A 26,513-nucleotide genomic window follows, 5' to 3' on the forward strand; every position below is an offset into this window, starting at 1 on the left:
GCCCCTCTGCGGCGACCTCAGCCCAGCAGGCGCTCCAGCGCGCGCGCCAGGCCGTCCTCGTGGACGCTCCCGGTGACCTCGTCCGCCGCGGCCTTCACCACGTCGTCCGCGTGGCCCATCGCGACCCCGCGCGCCGCCCACTCCAGCATGCCGACGTCGTTGCGGCCGTCCCCCACCGCGACCGTCGCCCACGGCTCCACACCGAGGCGGCGGCGCACCTGCTCGAGCGCCGTCGCCTTCGTGACGCCCTGCGGCGCGACGTCCATCCAGGCCGTCCAGCCGATCGCGTACGTCACGTCCTCGAGGCCCAGCTGCTCGACCAGCTCGTGGAAGTCCTCGCGGGTGCGCTCGGGCGAGCGGACGACGACACGGGTCACCGGGTGGCGGCCCAGGTCGTCGACGTCGACGACGGTCTGCTCGCCCCAGATCTCGCCCTCCGGCCACGCGCGGTTCACGCGGTGCCCCTGGCCCAGGTCCTCCACCGCGACGTACACGTCCGGGATGCCGCCCAGCACGAGCCGGACCGCCGGACCGGGGTCGAACGTGACCTGCTCCTCGACGACGAACCCCGCGGGCACCGACGCGTCCAGGCGCGCGGTCACCGCGCCGTTCGAGCACACGAGCCACCCGGTCTCGAGGCCCAGCTCGCGGGCGACGTGCAGCGTCGACAGCACCGTGCGGCCCGTCGAGATGACGACGTGGTGGCCGCCTGCCAGCACGGCCGCCACCGCGGACCGGACCGCGGGCGAGATGTGCTCGTCGTGCGGCGGCTCCTCGTCCCAGGACAGGATCGTCCCGTCGACGTCGAGCGCGACGAGGAACGGCGCGGAGCCGTCGGCGCGGCCCCCTCCCGGGGCCCCGGGGTCCGTCATCCGACCGGCTCGAGCACCTCGAGGCCGCCCAGGTACGGGCGCAGGCCCTCCGGCACGACGACCGAGCCGTCCGCCTGCTGGTGGTTCTCCAGGATCGCGACGATCCAGCGCGTCGTGCCGAGCGTGCCGTTGAGCGTCGCGACCGCGCGCGTCTCGCTCCGGCCGTCGACCTCCGTGCGCTCCCGCACACCCAGCCGGCGCGCCTGGAACGTCGCGCAGTTCGACGTCGACGTGAGCTCCAGATAGCGCTCCTGCGTCGGGAGCCACGCCTCGCAGTCGAACTTGCGCGCCGCGCTCGAGCCCAGGTCGCCCGCCGCCGTGTCGATCACCCGGTACGGCAGCCCCGCCTTCGCGAGCATCTGCTCCTCCCAGGCGAGGAGACGCTGGTGCTCGTCCGCGGCGTCCTCGACCCGGCAGTAGCTGAACATCTCGACCTTGTGGAACTGGTGCACCCGGATGATGCCGCGGGTGTCCTTGCCGTACGAGCCCGCCTCGCGCCGGTAGCACGCGCTCCAGCCCGCGTACCGCTTCGGGCCGTCCGACAGGTCCAGGATCTCGTCGCTGTGGTAGCCCGCGAGCGCCACCTCGCTGGTGCCCACCAGGTACAGGTCGTCCGCCTCCAGGCGGTACACCTCGTCGGCGTGCTTGCCGAGGAACCCGGTGCCCCGCATGATCTCCGGCTTGACCAGCGTCGGCGTGATCACGGGGGTGAACCCGGCCTCCACGGCCTGGTCGACCGCCGCGTTGAGCAGCGCGAGCTCGAGCCGCGCCCCGACGCCCGTGAGGTAGTAGAACCGGGCGCCCGAGACCTTCGCGCCGCGCTCGGTGTCGATCGCGCGCAGGCCCTCGCCGAGCTCCAGGTGGTCGCGCGGGGTGAAGCCCTCCGCCGCGAAGTCGCGCGGCGTGCCCTCCGTGCGCAGGACCACGAAGTCGTCCTCGCCGCCGGGCGGCGCGTCCTCGACGACGTTCGAGATCTGGAACAGGAGACGGTCGAGGTCCTCCTCGGCGGCCGACGCGTCCGCCTGGAGCGCCTTGACCTGATCGGCCACGTGCTTCGTCCGGACGAGCAGGTCGGCCTTCTCGTCGCCCTTCGCCTGCGCGACCTGCTTGCCGAGCGTCTTCTGCTCCGCGCGGCGGGTCTCGTAGTCGGTCAGCGCGGAGCGGCGACGCGAGTCGGCGTCCAGCACACGGTCCACGAGGCCCGGGTCGTCGCCGCGGGCCGTCTGGCTCGCCCGGACACGGTCGGGGTCCTCGCGCAGGATCTTCAGGTCGATCACAGTCCAACCCTATCGGGGCGCGCCGCGCGACGGCCCACGGAGTGCGGCCGCGTGACCGCCCGTGCCGGTCCACGCGACCGCCGGCACCCTCCCCGCTACCGTGTCCGCATGACCTGGGAGCTGTGGGTGGGCGCGGGCGCGCTCGTCGCGTCCCTCGTCGTGCTCGTCGGCGCCCTCGTCGTCTACACGCAGGCGCTGCGCCTGCGCCGCCGCGAAGGGCGCCCCGGCCGGGTCTACGGCCCCGGGCTCGCGTCGGACGAGGAGCAGCCCCCGCCCGGCCGTCGTCTCGTGGCGTTCGTCGCCAACCCGTCGAAGCCCGGTGTGCCCGAGCTGCGCGACGACCTCGTGAGCGCGTGCCTCGACGCGGCGCTGCCCGAGCCGCTGTGGTTCGAGACGACGATCGAGGACCCGGGCCGCGGGCAGGCACGGCGCGCCGTCGAGCTGGGCGCCGACATCGTCGTCGCGGTCGGCGGGGACGGCACCGTCCGGGCCGTCGCCGAGTCGCTCGTCGGCACCCGCACCGCGATGGGGATCCTCCCGCGCGGCACGGGCAACCTCCTCGCCCGCAACCTCGACATCCCCACGACGACCGTCGCCGACGCGATGGCCGTGATCCTCGGCGGCCACGACCGCCACATCGACGTCGGGCGCCTGCGCGTCGAGCGCTACGAGCACGCCCCCGAGGCGGGCAGCGAGGGCGCCCGGGACGTCGACCACGTGTTCCTCGTCATCGCCGGCCTCGGGTTCGACGCCGCGATGGTCGCCGACGCCGACGACACCCTCAAGAAGAAGATGGGCTGGGTCGCGTACTTCCTCGCCGGGGTGCGGCACCTGCACGGGCGGCGCATGCGCATCACCGTCGGCGTCGACGACCTGCAGTCCGTGACCGCGCGCATGCGCAGCATCATGGTCGGCAACTGCGGCCGGCTGCCCGGCGGCATCAACCTCATCCCGGACGCCGTCATCGACGACGGCCGCCTCGACGTCGTCGCGATCGACGCCCGGGCCGGCCTCGTCGGCTGGGTCCAGGTGTTCGGCGAGGTCGTCATGCAGGGCATGGGGGTGCGCAACGACCTGCCCGCGAAGGTCGGGCGCATCGAGACCGTCCCCGCGCGCCAGGTGCTCATCGAAGCCGAGGGCGGCGAGCACGTCCAGGTGGACGGCGACCTGCTCGGCGTCGCGCGCGTCGTCCGGGCCTGGGTGGAGCCGCGGGCCCTGGTCGTCCGGTCGGCGTGAGCGTCCGGTCGGCGTGAGCGGTCCGCTCGGTCCGGCGAGGCCGCGCACCTAGGCTGGGCCCGTGCCCGACGCCCTCCGCCCCGCTGTGCCACGCGTACCGCTCAGTCCGCCCGGCGCGCGCCGGAGCCCCGGTGTCGTGCTGGCCCTGCTCGTGACGACCCTGCTCGCGCTGCTCGCCGGTACGGCCGGACCCGCAGCGGCCGGGCCCGCAGCGGCCGAGGGCGACGCATCACGCGGGCCGTTCGTGCTCGTCGGGACCGGCGGCCTGCGGGCAGAGGACGTGTCGCCGACCGCGACCCCGGAGATCTGGCGGGCCCTGGGCGGCTGGCGCGCACTGGCCGCGGCCCGCACGTCGTCCGGCAGCGCCGGCGGCACCGGCGGCGCCGGCGAGACCCTCGCCGTCGCACCCGGCCTCGACGTGGTCCGCTCCGTCGGCGCCAGCACCTGCCCCGCGGACGGGTGGCTCGCCGTGTCGACCGGCCGCCGGGCCGCGGACGACCGCACCCAGCCCGACTGCCGCACCCTCGTCGAGCCCGGCGCCGACGGACGCGTCCCTGCCTGGGACGAGTACACCGCGGCCGTCGACGGGCAGGACTTCGACGCCCGGCCGGGCGCCCTGGGCGACGCGGCGCGCGCCGCCGGCACCCGGGTCACGTCGATCGGCCCCGGTGCGGCGATCGCGGTCTCGGACGCGGACGGCGCCGTCGTCGGGACGCACGTCGACCTCCCCACGGACCCTGCGGCGCTGGGCACGGCCGTGCGCGCGGCGCTCGGGTCGAGCGACCTCGTCGTCGTGGACGCCGGCAGCGTCACCGTCGACGGCAGAACGAGCGCCGGCGCGCAGGACGGGACCCCCGGTGCCGACGCGCACGCGCAGCAGGTCGCCGCCGTGGACGCGCGGGTCGGCGCCGTCCTGCGGGCCGTGGCCGCCGGACCGTCCCCGGCGGCGACCGACGTGCTCGTGGTGTCGCTCGCCGACTCCGGCACCACGCCCCACCTGCAGCTCGCGCTGGGCACCGGCCCCGCCCTGTCCACCGACGGTGACGCGTCCGACGGCACCACCGTGCTGGCGTCCTCGTCGACGCGGCAGCCCGGGCTCGTCCAGACGACGGACGTGCAGGTCACCGTCACCGACGCGCTCGGGATCCCGGTGGCGCCCGAGGTCACCGTCGGCTCGGCGATCGGCACGGCGCCGTCCGGCACGCACGGCACCGCGCGCCTCCACGCGCTCGTCGACGTCAGCGAGCACGCGTCCGCCGCGCGACCCCTCATCGCGGGCTTCTACGTGTTCCTCGTGCTCGCCAACCTGCTCCTCTACGTGTTCGTCGTGCTGGGGCTCCGCGTCGACGCCCGCTGGCTCGGTGGCGCCGGGCAGTGGCTGCGCCGGCATCCCGACGGCGTGCTCCGCGCGCTCGTCACCGCGGGCGTCGCGCTGGGCTCGCTGCCCGTCGCGACGACGCTCGCGAACCTCGTGCCGTGGTGGCGTGCCGGCTCCCCCGGCTGGGTGCTGACAGCCGTCGTCGTCGGCTGGGTCGCCCTCATCACGGCCGTCGCGACCGCGATGCCGTGGCGCCGCCCGCTCCTGTGGCCCCTCGGCGTGGTCGGCGGCGTCACCGCAGGCGTCCTCGCCCTCGACGCGGTGACCGGCGCGACCCTCCAGCTCAGCGGCCTCATGGGGACGCAGCCGATGGTCGCCGGTCGCTTCTACGGGATCAACAACACGTCCTTCGCGCTGTTCGCCACCGCGAGCGTCATGCTCGCCGTCGCGCTCGCCAACCCGCTCGTGCTGCGCGGTCGGCGCCGCGCCGCCGCCGTCGTGGTCGCGGTCGTCGGGGTCGTCGCCACCGCGATCGACGGTCTGCCGAGCGTCGGCGCCGACTTCGGCGGGCCGCCCGGGCTCGTCGTCGGGTTCGCCCTGCTCACCCTGCTCGCCGCCGGCGTCCGGCTCACCTGGCGCCGCGTCCTCGTCGTCCTCGTGGGCGCGGCGCTGGTGGTCGTCGCCCTCGCCGTCTCCGACTACCTCCGCCCGCCCGAGCAGCGGACCCATCTCGGGCGGTTCGTCGACGACGTGCTCCACGGCGGGCAGTCCGCCGTGCTGACGCGCAAGCTCGGCCAGAACTTCGCCACCCTGACCAACCCGCTCGCCCTCGTCGTGACGGGCGGCGTGCTCGTGCTGGTCCTGGTGCTCGGCCGCCCGCTGCGCGGCGCTCTGGTCCGGCCGGCCGGCAGCCCGCTCGAGTGGCTCACGCGGGACACCCCGCTCAGCCAGCTCGGGCACGACGCACCGATGCTCGGCCCCGGGATCGTGGCCACCACGACGATCCTCGGCCTGGGGTTCCTCGCGAACGACTCCGGGATCCTCGTGCCCGCGACCGGGATCCTCGTCGCGCTGCCCGTGCTCCTCGCCGTGTACGCGGACTGGCTGCTGGGGGTCAGGAGCCGTGGTGCGGCCGCACCGCGCCCGCCGTCCGACGGATCCGACGCGAGTTGATCGCGAGCTGCACGTCGCGGTACTGCGCCGCCCGGTGCATCTGCCCCTTGAAGTCCTTGCCCGACGGGCGGTGCCGGATCTCGCACGGGATCTCGACGGCCACGTAGCCACGCCGCAGCAGGTCGATCGTCAGCCCGACCTCGACGCCCCAGCCGCGCGCCAGCGGCGTGCCCGTCTCGAACGCCTCGCGCGTGATGCAGCGCATCCCGGACAGGGGCTGCTTGGGGGTCCAGCCCGTCAGCGACTGGATCGCCCGGCGCGCCGCGCCCACCACGAAGCCGTGGCCGCCCGCACCGGGCTGCGGCGGGATGATCGCGATCGCCATGTCGGCGACGCCCTGCATGACCGGCGGGACGAGCGCGGCCGTCGCGACCGCCGTCTCGCCGAGGTCCGCGTCGATGAACAACAGGTGCCGTGGCGGGCGGCCCGGCACGTCGCGCATCGCGACGACCAGCGCGCCCGTCTCCATCGCCGCCGCCTTGCCGCGGTTGTGCGGGTGGCGCACGACGACCGCGCCCGCGTCCCGCGCGACGTGCTGGGTGGCGTCCTCGCTCCCGTCGTCGACCACGAGGACCAGGTCGACGTTGGGGATGGCGCGCGCCGACCGGATCGTCGCCGCGATCCGCTTCGCCTCGTCCTTGGCCGGGATGATCACCGCGACCCGCTGCCGGAACCGGACCCCCTCCGGCGTCGGGACACGGGTGGTCTTCGCGACCGGGAGCTCGCCCGGTGACGCGGGGATGCCGCTCGAGGCGGCGTCCTGCGGACTGTCGTCCTGGGTCACACGGCCCACCCTAGTGCGTGGGCGGGCGTCGGCGTCGCGCCGCGCGCGGGGGCGTCCATCGTGGGGCTCCCGGACGTCAGCGCAGCGTGACCTGGCGGGCCACGATGCCCGCGCGGGCGCGCCGCTCGTTCGCGTCCAGCGGCGCGTCGTCCGCGAGCGCCGCGTCGAGCGTCTTCGCGAACTCGGCCACCGGCCCCTCGAGGTCGGCTGCCTCGGTGCCACGCGGCAGCTCCCAGACGGGCACGACGAGACCCGACGAGCGGAAGGCTCCGACGAACTTCCCGCCCGCGAAGCCCGACGCGCGCCGCGCCTGGAGGCGGGAGATCGCGTCGATGACGGTCTCCTCGTCCTGCGGGAGGGCCCAGCGCAGGAACTCGCGGTTCATGCGGCACCAGTACGCGGACGGGACGGCGTCGAGCTTGACCGTCGGGATGATGGTCCCCGCGGCCTCCTCGAGCGACTGGACGAGCTCGGGGGTGCGCTCGGCCGACGCGTCGAGCCAGTAGTCGAAGCCGTCCTGGACGGTGACCTCGAACGGGACGTCCAGGTCGAGGACGTCCTGGAGGCGCGGCCCCGGCTCGGGCAGGTCGACCAGGACGACGGACGTGCCGGGCTCGTTGTCGATCGCCTCGAGCAGCGCGGCCGCGAGGTAACGGCTCGTGTCGCCGGTGGCGCCCGCGGCCTGGAGCGCGAGGAGGATCGTGCCGTCCTCGCGGTGCAGGGCGTGCCACCCGGCCGGGAGGACCGTCGTGACGACGACGTCGCGCGCGCCGTGCTCCTTCGTGGTGCGGGCGGTCGCGGTCGCCGCGGGGACCACCTCGCGCAGGGCCACCCAGTCGGGCTCGCCGGGCAGCCCGGCGAAGGGACGGAGCACGAAGTCGGAAGAGGTGGAGGACGCCATGGTGCCCGAGTCTAGTGGCGAGGGCGGGGCGGGAGCGTGCGGGGGTCCCCCGTGCGAGGGACCCCCGCTCAGCTCACTGCTGCACGAGCTTCCAGGTCTTCGAGGTCGGTCCGGCGATCGTCCACGTCTTGGTGCTCTTGGACGTCGAGCCCGTCGCCATGTTGGTCGTCGTGTAGACGGTCTGGCCCTTGAGCGTGTACTTCACGATGCCGCGCTCGCACAGGATCGTCTTGTGCGCGGGAACGCTGACGGAGGTCTTGATCGACGACTCCGTCGTCACCGACGCCGACATGGAGACCCCCACCGACGCCTTGAAGTCGGCGAGGATCCCGGCCTTGACACTGGCCTCGAGCGTGGTCGACACGGACATCGACACCGTGGCCGACTTCGTGATCGAGCACTCGAGGGTCGCGGTCTGCCCTGTGCTGTTGATGACCCCGTCCGAGTCGGCCACCACGAACGTCGACGACTTGCTGGTGATCGTCGAGCAGGCCACCGTGCGGTAGTTCGACGTGTTCGCCGTCGTCACGCAGGACGTGGCCGCCTGCGCGGTGGGGGCTACCAGGACGCTTCCTGCGAGGACGAGGGCCGCGCCGCTGAACAGGGCTGCGACGCGTCGGGTGCTGATCTTCACGCCATTCTCCTTCGAACCGTGAGAGGCGGTGACCGGCAGGGATGCCGGCGCGCCAGGGCGGAGTCTGCCTCGTCACACGCGTGGTTTCTCAAGGCCGCTTACATTGTTGCCGGATCGTGACACGAAGGCGGCGGCGGCGCGTCCGGACGAGTCCTTCAGCGCCGTGCGGGGACCGCCTCGTAGTGGTCGTGCTCGACGGCGAGGTCGGCGCGCGCCCCCGTGAGCGACCGCAGGTCCAGCACGTAGCGGGCGAGCTCGACCTCCGGGACGTGCGCGACGACGCGGGTCGCGCCGTCCGCGCCCTGGTCCGTGGCGACGACGTGGCCGCGGCGCCCCGAGAGATCGGTGAGGACGGCGCCCTGCAGGTCGGAGGGCACGGTGACCGTCACGCGCGACACGGGCTCGAGGACGACGGTCCCCGCGGCAGCGAGCACCTCCCGGACGCCCGCCGCGGCCGCGGCACGGAACGCCGCCTCCGACGAGTCCACCGAGTGCGCCTTGCCGTCGAAGACCTCCACCCGGACGTCGACCACCGGGTGACCCTGCGGGCCGCCCGACGCGAGCGCGTCCACGACGCCCTTCTCGACCGCGGGCAGGAACGCCCGCGGGATCGCGCCGCCCACGACCGCGTCGACGAGCTCGGTCCCGCTGCCCGCCGGGCGGGGCGCGACGCGCAGCCGCACGACCGCGAACTGTCCGTGCCCACCCGACTGCTTCTTGACCTTGCCCTCCGCCTCCGCGGGCCGCGCGGCCGTCTCCCGGTACGCGACCGGCACCGGGCCCGTCGTCACGTGCACCCCGAAGAGGCGCGCGAGCCGCTCGAGCGCGACCGTCAGGTGGGTGTCCCCGAGGCCGCGCAGCACCGTCGCGTCGCCCGCCCGCTCGACCGCGAGGGACGGGTCGTCGGCGACGAGCCGGGCGAGCGCCGTCGACATGCGGTCGTCGTCGGCCTGCGAGACGGGCGCCACGGCCAGGCCGTGCACCGGGCGGCGCGGCACCGGTCCCGCCGGGCGCGCAGCACCCGGGCGCGCCCACAGCAGCGTGCCCGTCGGCGTGCCCGTGAGCTTCGCGACCGCCGCCACCTCGCCCGCCAACACGTCGTCCGCCGGGACGTGCTCCTTGCCCTGCAGGCGGAACAGGCCGTGCAGGCGCTCCTCCGTGCCCGTCGAGCCGTTGCGCAGCCGGTCGCCCGCCCGGACCGTGCCCGACAGGACCCGGAACGCCGAGACCTGGCCCACGAACGGGTCCGCGAACGTCCGGAACACGTGCAGCACGGGCTCGCCGGCAGGGTCCGGGTCGACGGGGACGGCGACGGGGTCGTCGTCCGCGGACACGTCGCCCAGGAGCACGCGTCCCGCCCGCAGGGCGACCAGCTCGCACAGGGCGTCCGCGACCCGGTCCACCCCCGCTCCCGTCACTCCCGAGGCGACCAGCACCGGGAACGCCTCGCAGTCCGCGACCTCACGGGCGAGCGTGCGGCCGAGCGCCGCGGCGTCGGGCTCGTCGCCCGCCAGGTACGCCTCGAGCTGGGCGTCGTCGTGGGACACGATGTCCTCGGCGACCTCGACGTGCACGGCGTGCTCCTCGGCGGCGACGTCGTCGGGGACGTCGACGTCGTGAGCCGTGCCGTCCGCGTCGTAGTCGCGTGCGTGCTCCGAGAGCACGTCGGCCACGCCGTGGAACGCCTGCTCCTCGCCCAGCGGCAGCTCGAGCGGCACCACCCCCGCGCCGAACGCGTCGCGCAGCGCGTCGAGCGTCCCGTGGAAGTCCGCACGCGCCCGGTCCTCCTGCGTCACGACGACCAGCCGCGGCACTCCCGCCGACGCGGCCGCCGCCCATGCCGCCCGGGTGCCCGCCGCGACGCCGTCCACGGCGCTCACGACGACGACCGCGGCGTCCGCCACCGACAGCGCCGCGTCGACCGCACCCGCGAAGTCCGGGTGGCCGGGCGCGTCGAGCAGCGTCACGGTGCACGGCGTGCCGCCCGGCGCCGTCCAGGGGAGCGACAGGACGCCGAGCGTCACGGACATGCCGTGCGCGGCCTCCTCGGGCTCGTGGTCGCTCACGGTCGTGCCGTCCTCGACGCGTCCCGGCCGCTGCAGCGCGCCCGCGCGGTGCAGCAGCGCCTCCGCGAGCGTCGTCTTGCCGCAGCCGCCGTGCCCGACCAGCGCGACCGTGCGGGGTCGGCGTCGGTCTGCGTCCGTCGCGCTCATGCCGACCTCCCGGGGATGCGTCGTCGTCGACCGTCCCATGATCGCGCCGCCGGGCCGCGACCGCGCGAGCGCGGGGTCGCTCAGGCGGCCCTGCGCGCCGCGCCGCGGGGAGCGTCACCGCGGCGGCCCGTGCGCTGGGAGAGGGCCTGCACCCCGAGCGCCGTCAACGAGCCGGCGACGATCATCACGACGTTGACCGCGAGCTGGACCGCCGCGCCCCACGCCTCGTCACCGACCCCGAAGGCGAGCGACGCCCCGAGGACGCCGGCGGCCGGGATCGTCGTCACCGAGATGAGGACGCCCACGAGCGCGCCGGTCCGCTCGGTCGCCAGCGAGACCGCACCGGCGACGCCCGCGAGGAACGCGACGACCCAGCTCAGGCCGCCGGGGTGGTAGACGAAGTCGGTGATGGCGTGCTTCGCGACGAGGTCGGCCGGGTCGAGCAGACCCCACCAGCGCAGCAGCAGCGCACCGACCGCCGCCCCCGCGACCCCGCACCCGTAGCCCAGGACCGTCGCGCGCAGGCCGCCCAGGAGCATCTCGCGGCTGCGCCGGACCACGCCCAGCGCCAGGGCGGCGAGCGGGCCGAAGTCCGGCCCGACCGCCATCGCGCCGACGACGAGGACGGGCTGGTTCGTCAGCACGCCGATCATGCCGATGACGCACGCGACGGCCATGAGCACGCAGAACGTCACGGACGGCCGGGTCTCGGAGCCCGCGCGCTTCTGCAGCTCCTGCCACACCACCGCGTCGGACGGCGCACCCGGTGCCGCCTGCTCGGCGCGGTCCGCAGCGGCGGAGACGACGGTGTCGACCTCCTGCGCGGAGATGGACCCGTCGTCCGGCACGCCGAGGTCGACGAGCCGGTCGATGACCGCCGACGCGGCCTCCCGCGTCACGTCGGCGAGCACGAGGTCGCCCTCGGGCTGCTGCGCCGCGCCCGCGACCAGGACGACGTCCGTCGTCGCGTCGTCGTCGCGCAGGAGGCCGACGACGCGCGGGCTGAGGTCCGCGGAGACGACGAGGCGGAGGTGGATCACCGCCGCAACGTACCCCCCGGCGCGACCGCCCGCCGGGCAGGCGGGTCAGGGCGCGAGGGCCGCCCGCGCCACGGCGAGCCTCCGCGCCGGGTCCATGAGCACGTGGACGTCGTCGACCCACTGCTCGACCGCGCCCACGCCGTGCGGGAGAGCACGCACCGCGGTGTCCGTGACACCGGCCGCGACGACCTCGGGAACGCCCGTGACCCCGCGGAACGGGCGGTCGTGGAAAGCCTCGGTCGCGTGCTCCGGCGCCGGCAGACCCGTGGCTCGCTGGACGTCGAGCAGCCGGTCCGTCGCGGCGACCAGCCGCGCCTCGCGCTCGCGCCACGTCGTCGCCGTGAGGGCGCCGCGGAGGTCGCCCGCCGCCGACGCCGACCCGGGCAGCCCGGCGAACGACGTCCCGAGCCACTTGCCGTACGGGGCCCAACGCCCTTCGAGGACGTGCCCCAGGTGCATCAGGACGCGCGCCAGCCGCCCGGCGACGACGGCCGAGCCGAGCTCGTCGTCGCGACTGCCGCACCTCCCGACGAACGGGAGCTCCTGCCCGAGGTGCGCCCACGCGGACGCGACGACGTACCGGCGGACGTCGTCCGGGTAGCCGGCGACGGCGGCGCGGAGCGCGGCGAGCTCACCCGGTCCGTCGTGGAAGACGGGCCCGGCGACGACCTCCAGGACGCTCTGGCCCGTCAGCCCGAGCCACTGCCACGGCGCCAGACCGGGCCGCGGGTCGGAGCCTGGCCGCGGGTCGAGGACCGGCCGGGGGTCCAGGCCGAGGCGAGCTGTCGCGAGGTCGTGCGCGGTCAGGACCTCGACACGGTGCCGCGGCTGCGGGTCCCAGGTGACCGGGAAGCGCGTCGGCTGACCGGCCCACGTGGCGGGCAGGCGGTCCGCGAGGAGCCGGTCGACTCCCGCGACGTCGTCCTCCGCGACGACGACGGTGAGGCGTAGCCCCCAGTCGTGGTCACGCGACGTGGCGTCGTCGAACCCGAGGACGTCGGACCCGCTCCCGAGCCGCGCACCCGCCCACGCGATGCCCTCGGCCGCGAGGATCGGGCCGACGACGTCGTCGTGATACCGGCGGGCGAGCTCCGCGCCGCCGGGAACCTCCGGGGCTCTGCTCACGCCACCGCCGCTGGTCACGCTGTCGCCGCTGCTCACGCCGTGCACGCTAGCGAGGTCGACCGGCGCCGACCAGGCGATCGCCCCGCCCCGAACGGGTGGTCACCCACCCATTCATCGTGTTTCGGGTGGGCAACCACCCGCACGGCGGCAGGGCGGAGCGGGGAGCGCGGCAGGGCGGAGCGGAAGGGCGGGTCAGCGCTGGGCGTCGCGCCAGGCGACCCACTCCGCCGCAGCGCTCAGGTCGTAGTCCGGCCCGTTGACGCCGACGGTGAACAGCGACGCGCCCGCGGCGACGAGCGCGTCACCCACCTCGGCGGGCGAGTGCCGGCCGACCTCGACGGACCGCTCGACGAGCGCGGCGGTGTCACGACCGACGGCCGCGCCGTGCTCGTCGAGGATGGCGGACTTGCGGGTCAGCGTCTCGACGTCGCCGAAGGAGTGCCAGATGTCGCCGTGCTCGGCGACGATCCGCAGGGTCTTCTTCTCGCCGCCGCCGCCGATGAGGATCGGGATCTCGCGGGTCGGTGCCGGGTTGCCGACGGCCAGGCGGTTCTTGATGCGCGGCATCGCCTCGGCGAGGTCCGCGAGCCGGGTGCCCGGGGTGCCGAACTCGTACCCGAACTGGTCGTAGTCCTTCTCGAACCAGCCCGCGCCGATCCCGAGGATCAGGCGGCCGCCCGAGATGTGGTCGACCGTGCGGGCCATGTCGGCCAGCAGGTCGGGGTTGCGGTACGAGTTGCAGGTGACGAGGGCGCCGATCTCGACGCGCTCGGTCTGCTCGGCCCAGGCGCCCAGCATGGTCCAGCACTCGAAGTGCAGGCCGTCGGGGTCGCCGCTGAGCGGGTAGAAGTGGTCCCAGTTGAACACCACGTCGACGCCCAGCTCCTCGGCGCGGAGGACCGCGTCGCGGATCTGGCCGTACTCGGCGTGCTGGGGCTGGAGCTGGACGGCGATGCGCAGGTTACGGTCGGTCACCCGACGAGCCTATGCCCGCGCCGCTACCGTGAGGGACGTGCCGGAGCTCCTGCTGTTCGCCGTCCTCGTCGCGGGGATCGTCGTGCTGAGCCCGGTCGCGGAGCGACTGCGCATCCCGCAGCCGGTGCTGCTCACGGTGTTCGGGCTCGTGGTCCCGCTGTTCCCGCACGTGCCCGAGCTGCGCGTCGACCCGGACCTCATCCTGCCGGTCGTGCTGCCCCCGCTGCTGTTCGCGGCGACGCAGCGCGCGTCGGCCCGCGAGTTCCGGGACAACGCCAAGCCGATCCTCGTGCTCGCCGTCGGGCTGACCGTCGTGAGCGCGGTGGTCGCGGCCGTGGTCGCGCACGCGTTCGGGATGCCGTGGGGTCCGGCGGCGGTCCTCGGCGCGATCGTGTCCCCGCCCGACCCGGTGGCCGCGACCGCCGTCGCGCGGCGCCTGCGCCTCCCCGGCCGGCTCGTCGCCGTCCTCGAGGGCGAGGGCATGTTCAACGACGCGACCGCCCTCGTCATGTACAAGGTGGCGGTGGGTGCGGTGGTCGCCGGGCACGCCACGACGGGCGCGATCGGGGTGAGCTTCGTGCTCGGCGTCGTCGTCGGTGTGGGGGTCGGGCTGGTGGCCGGCTGGCTGACCCGGCTCGCGCTCGCCCGCCTCGACGACGCCGCGCCGCAGACCACCGTGACGATCGCCGTCCCGTTCGCCGCGTACGTCGGGGCGGACCACCTCGGCGGGTCGGGCGTCCTCGCCGTCCTCGTCCTCGGCCTGTACCTGCGGACGCGCGGCCACCGCTCCTACACGAGCGGCGGGTGGCTGCTCGGCCGGGCCGTGTGGAACTACCTCGACTGGATCGTCACCGGGCTCGTGTTCGTGCTCATCGGGTTCGAGCTGACGGCCGTCCTCGAGGACGACGTGCTCGACCGGTCGACGGTCGCGGTGGCCGCCGCGGTGGTCGCCGCGCTCGTGGTGGTGCGGTTCGTGTGGGTCTTCCCCGCGTCGTACCTGGCGAGCCGGGGTGCGCGCTTGCCGCAGGCCGTGCCGGGCAGCCCGCGCGAGGCGCTCGTCGTGTCGTGGGCGGGAATGCGCGGCGTCGTGACGGTCGCGTCCGCGCTCGCGCTGCCCCTGACGGTCGACGCCGACGCCGGCGGCGGGGCGTTCCCCTGGCGCACCGAGGTGCTCGTGGTGGGGCTCGCGACGGTCCTCGTCACCCTGGTCGTGCAGGGACTGACGCTCGCGCCGCTCGTCACCCGGCTGGGCGTCGGCACCGAGGGCGACATCGCCGCCGAGGCCGCGGACCTGCGCCGCGCCGCTACGGCCCAGGCGCTCGACGTCGTCCGCACCGACGTCGACCGACGCACCCCGCCGCGGGTGCGCGACGCCGTCGTCCTGCAGTACGAGGGGTACCTCGCCGCGCAGGACGCACTGCTCGAGGCGCGCCGCGGGCGTGCGGACGACGACCACGACGACGGGGACGAGGACGCCCTCGAAGGCCTGCTGGAGCGGGCGAGCGAGGCGGAGCGGGACTTCGTCGTCGACGCCCGGGCTCGCGGCGAGGTCAGCGCGGAGGCCGCTGACGAGGTGCTCGACGACGTCGAGTCCCGGGCGCGGCGCGAGCAGCACTGAGCGCGGGCGCTCGTCAGTAGTCGGGCGCGGGCACTCGTCAGTAGTCGGGCGCGGCGGGCAGGCCGACGTACGTCTCCAGGACGGTCTCGCCGCTGTCGTGCATGCCCTTCGCGACCGCAGTGCCCACGTACCGGATGTGCCACGGCTCGTACACGTACCCGGTGACGGCCTGCTCGCCCTTCGGGTACCGCACGACGAACCCGTACCGCCACGCGTTCGCACCGAGCCACGCGGCCTGCGGGGTCGTCCCGAAGCACGACAGCGCCCCGCACGAGCCCGCGTCGAGCACGTCGAGAGCGAGCCCGCTCTGGTGCTCCGAGTACCCCGGGCGCGCGGACTGCGCGTCCGCGCTCTTCTTGCCGAACTTCGCGACCCAGCCCTCGTAGGTGCTCACCTGCACGGGGTACGACCGGTACGCGCTGTGCACGACCAGGGGCTTGCCGGCCTTCTTCGCGGCGGCGAACAGGTGCCCGAGCGCGGTCGCGGCCTCGGGGCGGAGCTGCTCGCTGCCCGTGCCGACGCGCACGAGGTCGGCCGGCGCCCAGTCCTTCGGGTGGAACGGCCGCTGCTTGTCCACGACGACGAGGGTGCTCGTCGGGTCGTCGAGCTGGGCGGCGGTGAAGGTCGGCTCGGCGGGGGTCGCGGCGCGGGTCGGGGTCGCCCGAGGAGTCGGGCTCGGGGCGGGGCGATCGACGCGCGCCGCGGCGTCGGCGTGCTCGGGCGTGCTGGACGGGTCGATGGCGACCGCTGCCGCGACCGCACCGCCCACCACCAGCGCCGGGACCAGGACGAGGAGCGTCATGCGGCGCCGTCGCCGGGCCCGTCGCGCCCGTGCGCGCTCCCGCGCGGCCGCCTCGGCCCGGGCGCGCCGCGACGCCGGCGGACGACGCGCGCGTCCGACGTGGGGCGGCTCGGGCGTGCGGCGCCCCGTCGCGGTCATGGGTCGATCCTACGGAGGCCACGCTCCGGCCCTTCACGCCCGCGTCCGACCCGCCCGTGCGGACCCGCGCGTGGGGAGGCGCGCGCTGGCAGGATGAGACGCATGGATCCACGCGCCGGTACCCCCGCTCAGCCTTCGGACCTCATCGACGTCGACGCCGTGGTCGGCGCGTACTACGACCTGCACCCGGACGTGAACGATCCGGCGCAGAAGGTGGTCTTCGGGACGTCGGGTCACCGCGGCTCGAGCCTCGACGCGGCGTTCAACGAGGACCACATCGTCGCGATCACGCAGGCGATCGTGGAGTACCGCGCGAGCCAGGGCACAGACGGCCCTCTCTATATCGGGCGCGACACGCACGCGCTGTCTCTGCCGGCCTGGGAGTCGGCGCTCCAGGTGCTCGCCGCGGCGGGCGTCGAGGTGCGCATCGACGCTCGCGACTCGTGGACGCCCACTCCTGCGGTGTCGCACGCGATCCTCACGGCGAACGGCGCGACGACGGTCGACGGCGTCCGCACGCAGGGGCCGGAGCTGGCCGACGGGATCGTCGTGACGCCGTCCCACAACCCGCCGCGTGACGGCGGGTTCAAGTACAACCCGCCGCACGGCGGCCCGGCCGGGTCGGAGGCCACGGGCTGGATCGCGGACCGCGCCAACGAGATCCTGCGCAGCGGCGTCGACCAGGTGAAGCGCGTGCCGCTGTCGGTCGCGCTCAGCGTCCCCAGCACGCAGAAGCACGACTACCTCACGGCGTACGTGGACGACCTGCGCAACGTGGTCGACATGGAGGCGATCCGCGAGGCCGGCGTGCGCATCGGCGCCGACCCGCTCGGCGGGGCGTCGGTGGAGTACTGGGCGGCGATCGGCGAGACGTACGGGCTGGACCTCACGGTCGTGAACCCGGAGGTCGACCCGGCCTGGTCGTTCATGACGCTCGACTGGGACGGCAAGATCCGCATGGACTGCTCGTCCCCGTACGCGATGGCGTCGCTGCGGCACCGCATGGAGCCGGACGCCGAGGGCAAGACCCCTTTCGACCTCGCGACGGGCAACGACGCCGACTCCGACCGGCACGGCATCGTGACCCCCGACGCGGGCCTCATGAACCCGAACCACTACCTCGCGGTCGCGATCGCCTACCTGTACGGCACCGGGCCGGACGGCACCCCGAATCGTCCCGGCTGGCAGCCGGACGCCGCGGTCGGCAAGACGCTGGTGTCGTCGGCGCTGATCGACCGGGTGGTCGCGGGGCTCGGGCGGACGGTCGTCGAGGTGCCGGTGGGCTTCAAGTGGTTCGTCCCCGGGCTGCTCGACGGGTCCGTGGCGTTCGGCGGCGAGGAGTCGGCCGGCGGCTCGTTCCTGCGGCTCGACGGCCGCGTCTGGACGACCGACAAGGACGGCATCATCCTCGCGCTGCTCGCGTCCGAGATCCTCGCGAAGACCGGGCGGACGCCGTCGCAGCACCACGCCGACCTCGTCGCGCAGTACGGCGAGTCCTGGTACGCGCGCGTCGACGCCCCTGCGACGCTCGAGGAGAAGGCGACGCTGTCGAAGCTGTCGCCCGACCAGGTGACGGCGACCGAGCTCGCCGGCGAGCCCATCACCGGCAAGCTGACCGAGGCGCCCGGCAACAACGCCGCGATCGGCGGGCTCAAGGTGACGACCGAGAACGCCTGGTTCGCGGCCCGGCCGTCCGGCACGGAGAACGTGTACAAGATCTACGCCGAGTCGTTCGTGTCTGCGGAGCACCTGGAGCAGGTGCAGGCCGAGGCGAAGGACGTCGTGGGCGACGCGCTCGGCGGCTGAGCCGTGTCGGCGGGCGGCGGCGGTGCGGACGACGAGGTCGCGGCGGACGACACCGGGACCGGCGGTGAGCGCGGACTCGAGCGCCTGCTCGTGTTCGGGGACGCGGTGGTCGCGATCGCGATCACCCTCGTGGTCCTGCCGCTCGTCGACGCCGCCCAGGACCTCGACGACCGGACGGCCTGGCAGTTCGTCCAGGACCACCGCGCCGGCCTCGGTGCGGCGGCCCTGAGCTTCCTGGTGATCTGGGTGCTGTGGCGTCCGCAGCACCGCGTGTTCGAGCGCGCCCACGGGTACACGCCCCGGACGGCGACGCTGCACGTCGTCTGGCTCGCTGCCGTGGTCGTGCTGCCGCTGCCGACGCTCCTGGTCGTCGAGGCGCCGCACGGCGACCGCAGCGCGCCCGTGCTCTACATCGGCACGGTGCTCGTCGCGCTCGTCGCCGGACGCCTCGAGTACGCGGACCTGTGGCGGTCCGGCAAGCTCGACGGACGCGCGCCGACGGCGCGGTCGTGGGCCACCCCGGCCGCGGCGGCGCTGGCGCTCGTGCTCGCCGCCACGGTCCCGGGCGTCGGGATGTGGGGCATGCTGCTCCTCGTCCCCGCCGGCCTGGTGGAGGACCGCATCTCGCGCCCCGCGCGGTAGGTTCTCGCGCGTGAAGCCCGCCAGCCCTTTCCCCGTCGTCGTGAGCGTGCTCGCCGTCGTCGCCGCCATCGCGCTGCCGCTCGCCTGGTACTGGGGCGGGACGTACGTCAACACCCTCGTCGCGACCGCGGGGCTCGGCACCCACGGCACCTACACGCCCACGAACGAGGAGTGCCACACCACCCACGACAAGCACGGGTCTCACGAGTCCTGCACGTGGCACGGCATCTTCGCGCCGCACGGGTACCGCAACCCGGACGGCGCGTTCGAGGCGGCCGCATGGACGTCCGACGGCACGCAGCACGAGGCGTGGACCGCGCACGTCGTCCCCTGGAGCGGCAGGGCCGTGGTCCCGGACACCACGCGCAGCCACGTGATCGCGCTCGTCCCAGCGGTGATCATCATCGGCTTTCTCGTCGTGACGGGCCTGACGGTGCGTGTGGCCCTGCGCAACACCCGCGCCGGCCGCGCGGCGAGGAGCAAGAAGCGGGCGGGCTCGACACCACCGAACCCGCCGGATGACGGCGACGTCCCCGGGCTCACGCGGTACTGACCGCGCGGCTCGACACCGCGCCCGTCGCCCGGAGCACCGGTGTCACGGAAGCGCCCGACGCACCCTCCCCCCAGGTGGAGCACGTCCGTGCCCCGACGGCTCGTCATACCGGGAGGACTCCGATGAGCGCGTTGACCGGGCAGCCACAGCCCACGACCCCGACCGCACCCCGACCGCACGGCACCCCGCCGCGCGGGCTCGCGACCACCCCGGCGTCCTCGACGACGCGCGGGCGCTTCGGCCGCATGTTCCGTCACGTCCCCGTGTGGTCGCAGTCCGCGAAGGACCTGGTTGCACTCGGCGAGGCCATGGTCGCCGAGCTCGAGGGCGGCAAGATCGACAAGCCGCTCGGCGAGGTCGACGACGACGAGAACACCGCCACCCTGGACGACGGTGAGCTCCGCCTCCCCGCCGGGTACACCTACTTCGGCCAGTTCGTGGACCACGACATCACGTTCGACCCGGTCTCGAGCCTGACCAAGCAGTCCGACCCGGACGCCCTGACCGACTACCGGACCCCGCGGTTCGACCTCGACAACGTCTACGGGCGGGGACCGTCCGACGAGCCGTTCCTGTACGAGCACGACGGCCTGCACCTCACGGTCGGCAAGCCGGTGTCGTCCACGCCCGACTTCGAGGGCCCGGACCTGCCACGCACCGAGACCACGAAGGTCGCGCTCATCGGCGACCCCCGCAACGACGAGAACCTCGTCGTCTCACAGCTCCAGTCCGCGATCCTGCGCCTGCACAACAAGGTCGTCGACCGCGTGCTCGCCGACACGGCCGGTTCGGGCCTCAGCCACGACGACGTGTTCAAGCTCGCCCAGCAGGAGGTGCGCTGGCACTACCAGTGGGTCGTCGTGCACGACTTCCTGCCACGGCTCGTCGGGCAGGACGTCGTCGACGACATCCTCGTGACGGACGAGTACCGGGTGCCCGGCGGCGGGACCGTCGAGTCGACCGTCGCGGACCTGCGCTACTTCGACTGGAACGATGACCCGTTCATGCCCGTCGAGTTCTCGGTGGCGGCCTACCGCTACGGGCACTCGATGGTCCGGCCGTCGTACGCGATCAACGACCGCATCCCGCTGCCCGTCCGCGGGGTCACGGACGCCGACCGGATCCCGATCTTCTCCCACGACGCCGACCCGCTCCACAACCTCAACGGGTTCCGCGAGCTGCCGGGCGAGTGGGGGTTCCAGTGGAAGTACTTCCTCTCCGGGATCGACGACACCGCCGGACCGCAGGACGACCACCTGCCGCAGCCGTCCTACAAGATCGACCACGTCCTCGCCCGGCCCCTGTCGACGCTGCCGGACTCGGTGGCCGGCAAGGAGACGGTCGTCTCCGGCATGCCCAAGGCCCTCGCCCAGGAGCTCGCCGTCCGCAACCTCTTGCGTGGGATGCAGCTCGGGATCCCGTGCGGCGAGGACGTCGCCCGCTGCATGGCGATCACCCCCCTCACGCCCGAGGAGCTGTACGACGCCGACGGCGACCGCGAGGCCGTCGCGGTCCCCCACGCGGTGCGCGACCGGCTCGCCGGCCACACGCCCCTGTGGTTCTACGTGCTCCGCGAGGCCGAGGTCACCGCGAACGGCGCCCACCTCGGACCCGTCGGCGGGCGGATCGTCGCGGAGGTGCTCGTCGGGCTGCTCGCCGGCGACCCGCTGTCGTTCCTGTCCGTCGACCCGACGTGGACGCCCACCCTGCCGTCGAAGGAACCCGACCGGTTCACCCTCGCCGACCTGGTGAACTTCGCCGTCCACGGCGCCTGAGGGCGTCCCGGAAGGACCCGGTTCCCGGCACGTGTCGAAAACCGGGTCCTCGCTCCGACGTCCCCGGTGCAGGCCGACCCGGTCTGCACCATGCTCGAGGCTCGAGCACCGCGACCCGGAGGTCACCGTGAAGTACGTCGTCCTGATCCACTCCAACCCCGACCCGTGGGGTCACCCGACCATCGAGCACACCGAGGCGGGCCGCGCGGTCCCGCAGGCCGAGCGCGAGGCGTCCGGCCGCGCCTTCGACGCGATGCTCGCCGAGATCTCCGCGTCCGGCGAGCTCGTCACGGCCGAGGCGCTCGCGGCACCCACGTCGTCGACCGTGTATCGGTGGGGCGACGGCGGGCACGTCGTCACCGACGGCCCGTACGCCGAGTCGAAGGAGCACCTCGCCGGGTTCTTCCTGCTCGACTGCGCGACGCGCGAGCGCGCCGAGTCGCTCGCCGCGCGCTTCACCGGGCCGGGCGACACCATCGAGCTGCGCCCCGCCATGTGGGGGGACGGTGAGGACGCCTGACCACGGACGGTGATGGCCACGCGGCCGCGTCCGACTCCGCGTCGGACGCCGCGTCCGACGCGGTGGCAGCCGCCTGGCGCCGGTGGGCGCCCGACGTCCTCGCCGCGGTCGTCCGGCACCACGGCGACTTCGACCGCGCCGAGGACGCCGTCCAGGAAGCCCTCCTGGCGGCGTCCCGGCAGTGGCCGACGGATGGCGTCCCGCACGACCCGAAGGCGTGGCTGATCCGGGTCGCGTCCCGCCGGTACGTCGACGCGTGGCGTGCTGACACCGCCCGCGAGCGCCGCGAGCTCTCCGACGCGGCGCGGACCCCGGCGGACGCCCTCGTCACCCGCCCTGCCGACGAGCCGCACGCCGTCGGCGGTGGTGACACCGGGGCGCTCGACACGCTCACCCTGCTGCTCCTGTGCTGCCACCCGACGCTGCCGCCGGCGTCTCAGGTCGCGTTGACGCTGCGGGCCGTCGCGGGACTGACGACGGCGCAGGTCGCGCGCGGCCTGCTCGTGCCCGAGGCGACGGTGGCGCAGCGCATCTCGCGGGCGAAGGCGCGCCTGCGCGACCAGGGGGCACGGTTCGTCCTGCCGCCCGCGGACGACCTGCCCGACCGCGTCTCCGCCGTCACCCACGTGATCCACCTCGTCTACACGGAGGGTCACACGTCGACCGTCGCGGGCGCGCTCGACGACGTGTCGCTCGCCGTCGAGGCGGTGCGGCTCGCGCGTGAGCTGCACCGGCTCGTGCCGCACGACACCGAGGTGACCGGGCTCCTGGCGCTGCTGCTGCTCACGCACGCGCGGCGCGCCGCCCGGACGACGCCCGACGGGTCGCTCGTCCCCCTCGCGGAGCAGGACCGGGCCCGGTGGGACGCGGCGCTCGTCGCGGAGGGCGTCGCGCTGGTCGAGGCAGCGCTGCCCGTCGGGCCGGTGGGACCTCTCCAGCTCCAGGCCGCGATCGCCGCGGTCCACGACGAGGCGCCCACCGCCGACGCGACCGACTGGGCCCAGATCGAGGTGCTCTACGGCATGCTCGACGACGTCGCGCCCGGCCCGGCCGTCACCCTGAACCGGGCGGTGGCCGTGGGCGAGGTGCACGGGCCTGCGGCCGCGCTGGCCGTCGTCGAGCCGCTGCGCGCCGACCGCGGGATGCTGCGTCACCACCGCCTCCACGCCGTCCGCGCGCACCTGCTCGAACGGCTCGGCCAGGACGACGAGGCGCGCGCCGAGTACGACGTCGCCGCCGACCTCGCCACGTCCTTGCCGGAGCAGCGCTACCTGCGCGCCCGGGCCGCGGCGCTGGGCGGCGGGCCCGTCGTCTGACGCGCCGGGTCAGCCGCGGACGAGCGCGAGGAGCGCGACCGACGCGCGGGTCGCCGTCGACCCGTCCGTCCAGGTGCGGTGGCACCCGTCGAGCTCGACCCACCGCACCGCGCCGCCCTTGTCCGACGGGTCGATGACGGCGAACGACGTCGGTGTCCTCGTGCACCTGGGAGCCGGGTCGGCTGACGACGCGACCGCGGCAGCGAGCCGTGCGCCCGGCACCCGCTCCCCGGAGGCGAACGTGCCGACCTGGACGACCGCGGCGCCCTCTCCGATGGCCTGCGCCGGGTCCACGGCGTACCGACAGACGCTGCGGGCGCCGTCGTCCGACGCGCCTGACGCGGGTGCCACCGTCGCGGGATCGGGGGCCCCGTCGGCGACGGTCGGCCCCCGCCCCGGGGGCATCAGCTTCCAGCCCGTCGAGCACCCTGAGTCGATCGCGGCCGCGGGCTCCGCGAGCGTCCTCCGGGTCGTCGTGGTGCTCGCCACCGTCATCCGGCTCAGCGCCGTCCGCGTCACGTCCTGGGTGAGGCCGCAGGCGTCGCGTGGCCAGTGCACGAGCACCGCACGGCCCGACGCGTCGACGAGCCACAGGTCGGGGATCGCCTCGGCGATCGCGTTGCACGCCGCGTTCACGGGAGCCCGCTCGTCCGGGGTGGCGAGTGCGTCGACCAACCCCTGCACGTCCCCCTCGTACCGGACGGTCTCGAACGTCGACCAGCGCCCCTGCGCGTCCGTGACGTCGTCGCCGGTGACGCACTCCACCGCGGCGACCGGGCCGAACCCGTCCGGGACCCGCCCCGGGACCAGCGAGCGCGTCGGGCTCGGTGCGGGTGTGGTCTCGGGTTCCGGGTCGAGGTCGCTGCCCGGGCGCGGGCACATGATGTCCGGCTGCGCGTCGGCGACCGGGGCGACGACGGCGGCGACCGGGACGTGGTCCGGGGACGTCGTCATCCACCACGCTCCCGTGCCGAGCACACCCACGGCAGCGAGGATCCCGACCACGCTCGCGACGCCACGACGCTCCACACGTCCAGCGTCCCGCCTGGTCGTCCACCGCGTCGAGGAACCGCAGGTCACAGAGCCGTCACGATGCTGCGGTCCGTCGCGCGGGTCACCTGTCCAGCGGCAGGTCCCCCGGACGGACCGGCACGATGATGTCGTCCCAGTCGTGGTGCCGCTGCACGAAGGCGCGCACGAACGGGCAGACCACGACCACGTCCTCGCCTGCGCGGCGCGCCGCGTCCAGCACGGAGCGCGCGAGCTGCGACCCGACGCCGTGGCCCTCGAAGGCATCCGGCACGACCGTGTGCACCAGCACGATGCGGCCCGGCGTGCGGTGGTAGGCGACCAGGCCCGCGAAGGCGCCGTCCGCGGTCGACGCCTCGAACCGGTCGTGGTCGGGGTGGTCGGTCACCGCCACCGGGGTGGGTTCAGCCATGCCCCCATCTTGCCGGTGCCGTCCCGGATCAGCGCTCCACGAGGTCCTGGTACTCCGGGTGACGCTCGATGTACCCCTCCATGAACCAGCACGCCGGGACGACCTGCGCGCCCTGGTCGCGGGCCTCGTCGAGCGCGTGGTGGGCGAGCGTCGCGGCGATGCCCTGCCCCTCGAGCTCGGGCAGGACGAACGTGTGCGGGTACACGATCCGTGACCCCTCCGGGGTGGCACTGCGCCGGTAGTCGCACGCGCCGACCACCTCGCCGTCGGGTGTGCGTGCCTCGTACCGGGACTCGTCAGGGTTGTCGACGACCTCGAACTCGATGTGGCTCGCGCGGGCGGTGGGGGTCATGCTCCGATGATCCCACCCGCCGAGGCCCTCGCACGAACAAGCACAGGTCAACGGCGGGTGCCGACGACGACCGTCCCGTCGACGTCGTCGTCGTGCACGACGCGGACGCCCAGGCCGGCCTCCTCCATGAGCGCGGCGGTCGCCGGCGCCTGCGCGACGCTCGACTCCACGAGCACGCTCCCGCCCGGACCCAGCCACACCGGCGCCTCCGCGATCACGCGGCGCTGCACGTCCAGCCCGTCCGAACCGCCGTCGAGCGCCACCACCGGCTCGTGGTCGCGCGCCTCGGGCGGCATGTGCGCGATCTCGCCGGACGGGACGTACGGCGCGTTCACGGCGAGCACGTCGACGCGCCCGCGGACGGACGGGTCGAGCGCGTCGTACAGGTCGCCGACCGTGGCGCGGGCGTCCGGGCCCACGTTGCGGCGCGCCCACGTCACCGCGACCGGGTCGACGTCCGCCACGTGCGTCCGGACGGACCGGCCCGCGTCGGCGAGCCGGCGTCGGACCACCGCCGCGACCGCCGCCGCACCGCAGCAGAGCTCGACGACGGTCGGCTCGGGGCCGGCGTCCAGCGCGAGGCGGGTCGCCTCGTCCGCCATGACCTGCGTCCGGACCCGCGGGACGAACACCCCCGGACCGACCGCGACCCGCAGGCCGCCGAACGCGACCCAGCCCAGCAGGTGCTCGAGCGGCTCGCCCGCGACGCGGCGGGCCACGAGCGCGTCGAGAGCGCCCGGCGCACCCGCGGCGTCGAGGAGCAGGTCGGCCTCGTCCTCCGCGAACACGCACCCTGCGGCGCGCAGGCGCGCAACCACCGCGTCGCGGTCGGCCGACGCACGGCCTGGGCGCACGGGGGCGGAGGTGTCGGGGGTGACGCCGGGCGCCGTGCCCGTCGAGCCCCGCACCACGAGCTGCGTCGCGAGCGACACGTGCAGCGCGTCGACGGGCTGGTGCGCGACGAGCCGCAGCAGCAGCGAGACGGCCATGCGGCCCATCTCCTCGAGCGGCTGGTGGACCGTCGTGAGCGGTGGGACGGTCGAGCGCGCGAGGTCGAGGTCGTCGAACCCGGTGACGGACAGGTCGTCCGGCACCCGGAGCCCGCGCTCTGCGGCCGCGCGCAGGACGCCCGACGCCGCCTTGTCGTTGAAGGCGACGATCGCCGTCGGTGGACCGCCCGGACCCGGCTCGTCGAGCAGCTCGCCGGCGGCGCGGAAGCCCTCGTCCGCGGTGGCGTGGATGCTGCGGCGCAGGCTCGGGTCGGGCAGCAGGCCGACGTCCGCGAGCGCCGACGCGTGCCCGGCGAGGCGGGCGCGGCTGGCGAGCCAGTCGGGCGGCCCGGACACGACGCCGATGCGGCGGTGACCCAGGTCGAGGAGGTGCTGTGTGAGGTCGCGCGACGAGGTGAGGTGTGCGGCCGAGACGGACGGGACGTCCGCGGGCAGCGCGTCACGCGGGTCGACGACGACGAACGGGACGCGTCGGGCGCGCAGGTCCTCGAGGGCGCGCACCGGCTCGGGCGGCAGGACGAGGACGGCGCCGGCGTACCCGTCGTCGGCGAGCGTCTCCGTGGGCCCGCGGTCGCGCGCCGACTCGCCCGTGTCGAGGACGACGCGACGGCCCGCGGCGGTGAGCGCCTCGGCGACGGCGGTCACGACGCGTCCGAAGTAGTCGTCGAGCACGTAGGGGCAGCGGACGAGCACCGGGCCGTCCGGGCTCGGGGGCGGCGGGACGTCGGCGCCGAGGCGGGCGGCGACCGCACGGATCGCATCGCGCGTGGCGGGTGCGACGGCGGGATGCCCGGACAGCGCGCGCGACACCGTCCCGACGGCGTAGCCGGACGCGTCGGCGACCTGACGGACGGTGACGCGGCCGGACGGGCGCCTAGGCACACCCCGATCCGTTCTGTTCCATCTGTGGATCATAACGAGCCTCGTTGACAGGGTTGTGAGCGCGTGTCTGGATGGAGAGCAGCGGGATCGATGGCGGAAGTGTTCCACAG

The 26,513-nt window shown here is 74.9% G+C and carries 23 protein-coding genes; 9 read left to right on the forward strand and 14 right to left on the reverse strand.

What is annotated here, in order from left to right:
* Window positions 1-17 precede the first annotated feature (17 nt).
* Together CLV34_RS13225 and serS are read right to left on the reverse strand one after the other, a co-directional pair.
* The gene (locus CLV34_RS13225) at window positions 18-872 is read right to left on the reverse strand and encodes an HAD family hydrolase (protein WP_100350768.1); all 855 of its coding nucleotides are present in this window, start codon (window positions 870-872) and stop codon (window positions 18-20) included.
* A complete protein-coding gene (serS, locus tag CLV34_RS13230) occupies window positions 869-2,149 on the reverse strand; it encodes a serine--tRNA ligase (RefSeq protein WP_100350769.1) in 1,281 nt (426 codons plus the stop codon). The genes CLV34_RS13225 and serS overlap by 4 nt, the downstream gene beginning before the upstream one ends.
* 108 nt (window positions 2,150-2,257) lie before the next feature.
* Between serS and CLV34_RS13235 the strand changes: the two genes are divergently transcribed.
* Together CLV34_RS13235 and CLV34_RS13240 are read left to right on the forward strand one after the other, a co-directional pair.
* On the forward strand, window positions 2,258-3,385 hold the full coding sequence (locus tag CLV34_RS13235; RefSeq protein ID WP_100350770.1) for a diacylglycerol/lipid kinase family protein: 1,128 nt from the start codon (window positions 2,258-2,260) through the stop codon (window positions 3,383-3,385).
* A gap of 61 nt (window positions 3,386-3,446) precedes the next feature.
* Complete coding sequence (locus CLV34_RS13240; RefSeq protein ID WP_157803849.1) at window positions 3,447-5,876, forward strand: hypothetical protein; 2,430 nt, start codon at window positions 3,447-3,449, stop codon at window positions 5,874-5,876.
* Here CLV34_RS13240 and CLV34_RS13245 read toward each other — a convergent pair.
* The 7 genes from CLV34_RS13245 to CLV34_RS13275 all read right to left on the reverse strand — a co-directional run bounded on the left by CLV34_RS13245 (window position 5,818) and on the right by CLV34_RS13275 (window position 13,548).
* Window positions 5,818-6,660: a glycosyltransferase family 2 protein gene (locus tag CLV34_RS13245; protein ID WP_425436242.1), complete on the reverse strand. Its 843-nt coding sequence runs from the start codon at window positions 6,658-6,660 to the stop codon at window positions 5,818-5,820. The genes CLV34_RS13240 and CLV34_RS13245 overlap by 59 nt on opposite strands.
* A 76-nt stretch (window positions 6,661-6,736) precedes the next feature.
* Window positions 6,737-7,561 carry a DUF5926 family protein gene (locus tag CLV34_RS13250; RefSeq protein WP_100350772.1) on the reverse strand — a complete coding sequence of 275 codons (825 nt, stop codon included), beginning with the start codon at window positions 7,559-7,561 and terminating at the stop codon, window positions 6,737-6,739.
* Window positions 7,562-7,634: 73 nt separating this feature from the next.
* Window positions 7,635-8,195, reverse strand: coding sequence for a hypothetical protein (locus CLV34_RS13255; protein WP_100350773.1), 561 nt, complete (start codon window positions 8,193-8,195; stop codon window positions 7,635-7,637).
* A gap of 155 nt (window positions 8,196-8,350) precedes the next feature.
* Complete coding sequence (locus CLV34_RS13260; RefSeq protein ID WP_100350829.1) at window positions 8,351-10,408, reverse strand: elongation factor G; 2,058 nt, start codon at window positions 10,406-10,408, stop codon at window positions 8,351-8,353.
* A gap of 80 nt (window positions 10,409-10,488) precedes the next feature.
* The gene (locus CLV34_RS13265) at window positions 10,489-11,448 is read right to left on the reverse strand and encodes a DUF389 domain-containing protein (protein ID WP_100350774.1); all 960 of its coding nucleotides are present in this window, start codon (window positions 11,446-11,448) and stop codon (window positions 10,489-10,491) included.
* Window positions 11,449-11,493: 45 nt separating this feature from the next.
* A complete protein-coding gene (locus CLV34_RS13270) occupies window positions 11,494-12,609 on the reverse strand; it encodes a DUF4037 domain-containing protein (RefSeq protein WP_245859217.1) in 1,116 nt (371 codons plus the stop codon).
* A gap of 156 nt (window positions 12,610-12,765) precedes the next feature.
* Entirely contained in the window at window positions 12,766-13,548 is a 783-nt protein-coding gene (locus CLV34_RS13275) for an LLM class F420-dependent oxidoreductase (protein ID WP_100350775.1), read from the reverse strand.
* A 37-nt stretch (window positions 13,549-13,585) separates the two neighbouring features.
* Between CLV34_RS13275 and CLV34_RS13280 the strand changes: the two genes are divergently transcribed.
* Entirely contained in the window at window positions 13,586-15,166 is a 1,581-nt protein-coding gene (locus CLV34_RS13280; protein ID WP_157803850.1) for a Na+/H+ antiporter, read from the forward strand.
* 37 nt (window positions 15,167-15,203) lie between these two features.
* On the opposite strand, the gene CLV34_RS13285 is transcribed toward CLV34_RS13280, so the two are convergent.
* Window positions 15,204-16,106 carry a M15 family metallopeptidase gene (locus CLV34_RS13285; protein ID WP_245859218.1) on the reverse strand — a complete coding sequence of 301 codons (903 nt, stop codon included), beginning with the start codon at window positions 16,104-16,106 and terminating at the stop codon, window positions 15,204-15,206.
* Between the two features lie 102 nt (window positions 16,107-16,208).
* Between CLV34_RS13285 and pgm the strand changes: the two genes are divergently transcribed.
* The 6 genes from pgm (at window position 16,209) to CLV34_RS13315 (ending at window position 22,718) form a co-directional block, all read left to right on the forward strand.
* The gene (pgm, locus tag CLV34_RS13290) at window positions 16,209-17,912 is read left to right on the forward strand and encodes a phosphoglucomutase (alpha-D-glucose-1,6-bisphosphate-dependent) (protein WP_100350777.1); all 1,704 of its coding nucleotides are present in this window, start codon (window positions 16,209-16,211) and stop codon (window positions 17,910-17,912) included.
* Between the two features lie 3 nt (window positions 17,913-17,915).
* On the forward strand, window positions 17,916-18,554 hold the full coding sequence (locus tag CLV34_RS13295) for a TMEM175 family protein (RefSeq protein WP_100350778.1): 639 nt from the start codon (window positions 17,916-17,918) through the stop codon (window positions 18,552-18,554).
* A 10-nt stretch (window positions 18,555-18,564) separates the two neighbouring features.
* Entirely contained in the window at window positions 18,565-19,107 is a 543-nt protein-coding gene (locus CLV34_RS13300; protein ID WP_100350779.1) for a hypothetical protein, read from the forward strand.
* Window positions 19,108-19,229: 122 nt separating this feature from the next.
* Window positions 19,230-20,882, forward strand: coding sequence for a peroxidase family protein (locus CLV34_RS13305; protein WP_100350780.1), 1,653 nt, complete (start codon window positions 19,230-19,232; stop codon window positions 20,880-20,882).
* 127 nt (window positions 20,883-21,009) lie between these two features.
* Window positions 21,010-21,402, forward strand: coding sequence for a YciI family protein (locus CLV34_RS13310; RefSeq protein ID WP_100350781.1), 393 nt, complete (start codon window positions 21,010-21,012; stop codon window positions 21,400-21,402).
* A 62-nt stretch (window positions 21,403-21,464) separates the two neighbouring features.
* Window positions 21,465-22,718, forward strand: coding sequence for an RNA polymerase sigma factor (locus tag CLV34_RS13315; protein ID WP_100350782.1), 1,254 nt, complete (start codon window positions 21,465-21,467; stop codon window positions 22,716-22,718).
* Window positions 22,719-22,727: 9 nt separating this feature from the next.
* Here the strand turns inward: CLV34_RS13315 and CLV34_RS13320 are convergent, their stop codons facing one another.
* The 4 genes from CLV34_RS13320 to CLV34_RS17285 form a co-directional block, all read right to left on the reverse strand.
* On the reverse strand, window positions 22,728-23,747 hold the full coding sequence (locus CLV34_RS13320; RefSeq protein WP_100350783.1) for a hypothetical protein: 1,020 nt from the start codon (window positions 23,745-23,747) through the stop codon (window positions 22,728-22,730).
* Window positions 23,748-23,832: 85 nt separating this feature from the next.
* Window positions 23,833-24,159, reverse strand: a complete 327-nt coding sequence (locus CLV34_RS13325; protein ID WP_100350784.1) for a GNAT family N-acetyltransferase — start codon at window positions 24,157-24,159, stop codon at window positions 23,833-23,835.
* Between the two features lie 28 nt (window positions 24,160-24,187).
* Entirely contained in the window at window positions 24,188-24,511 is a 324-nt protein-coding gene (locus CLV34_RS13330; protein WP_211289455.1) for a GNAT family N-acetyltransferase, read from the reverse strand.
* A 47-nt stretch (window positions 24,512-24,558) separates the two neighbouring features.
* Window positions 24,559-26,403, reverse strand: a complete 1,845-nt coding sequence (locus CLV34_RS17285; protein ID WP_342747230.1) for a putative protein N(5)-glutamine methyltransferase — start codon at window positions 26,401-26,403, stop codon at window positions 24,559-24,561.
* Between the last annotated feature and the right edge of the window lie 110 nt (window positions 26,404-26,513).

This window comes from Luteimicrobium subarcticum (assembly GCF_002798015.1).
GTDB classification, from domain to species: domain Bacteria; phylum Actinomycetota; class Actinomycetes; order Actinomycetales; family Cellulomonadaceae; genus Luteimicrobium; species Luteimicrobium subarcticum.

Bases quoted from the DNA above. Each gene is read 5' to 3' on its own strand.
- CLV34_RS13250 (WP_100350772.1), bottom strand. From the start codon at position 7,561: ATGGCGTCCTCCACCTCTTCCGACTTCGTGCTCCGTCCCTTCGCCGGG.
- CLV34_RS13305 (WP_100350780.1), top strand. From the start codon at position 19,230: ATGAGCGCGTTGACCGGGCAGCCACAGCCCACGACCCCGACCGCACCC.
- CLV34_RS13235 (WP_100350770.1), top strand. From the start codon at position 2,258: ATGACCTGGGAGCTGTGGGTGGGCGCGGGCGCGCTCGTCGCGTCCCTC.
- CLV34_RS13325 (WP_100350784.1), bottom strand. From the start codon at position 24,159: ATGGCTGAACCCACCCCGGTGGCGGTGACCGACCACCCCGACCACGAC.
- CLV34_RS13225 (WP_100350768.1), bottom strand. From the start codon at position 872: ATGACGGACCCCGGGGCCCCGGGAGGGGGCCGCGCCGACGGCTCCGCG.
- CLV34_RS13285 (WP_245859218.1), bottom strand. From the start codon at position 16,106: ATGACCGCGACGGGGCGCCGCACGCCCGAGCCGCCCCACGTCGGACGC.
- pgm (WP_100350777.1), top strand. From the start codon at position 16,209: ATGGATCCACGCGCCGGTACCCCCGCTCAGCCTTCGGACCTCATCGAC.
- CLV34_RS13330 (WP_211289455.1), bottom strand. From the start codon at position 24,511: ATGACCCCCACCGCCCGCGCGAGCCACATCGAGTTCGAGGTCGTCGAC.
- CLV34_RS13260 (WP_100350829.1), bottom strand. From the start codon at position 10,408: ATGAGCGCGACGGACGCAGACCGACGCCGACCCCGCACGGTCGCGCTG.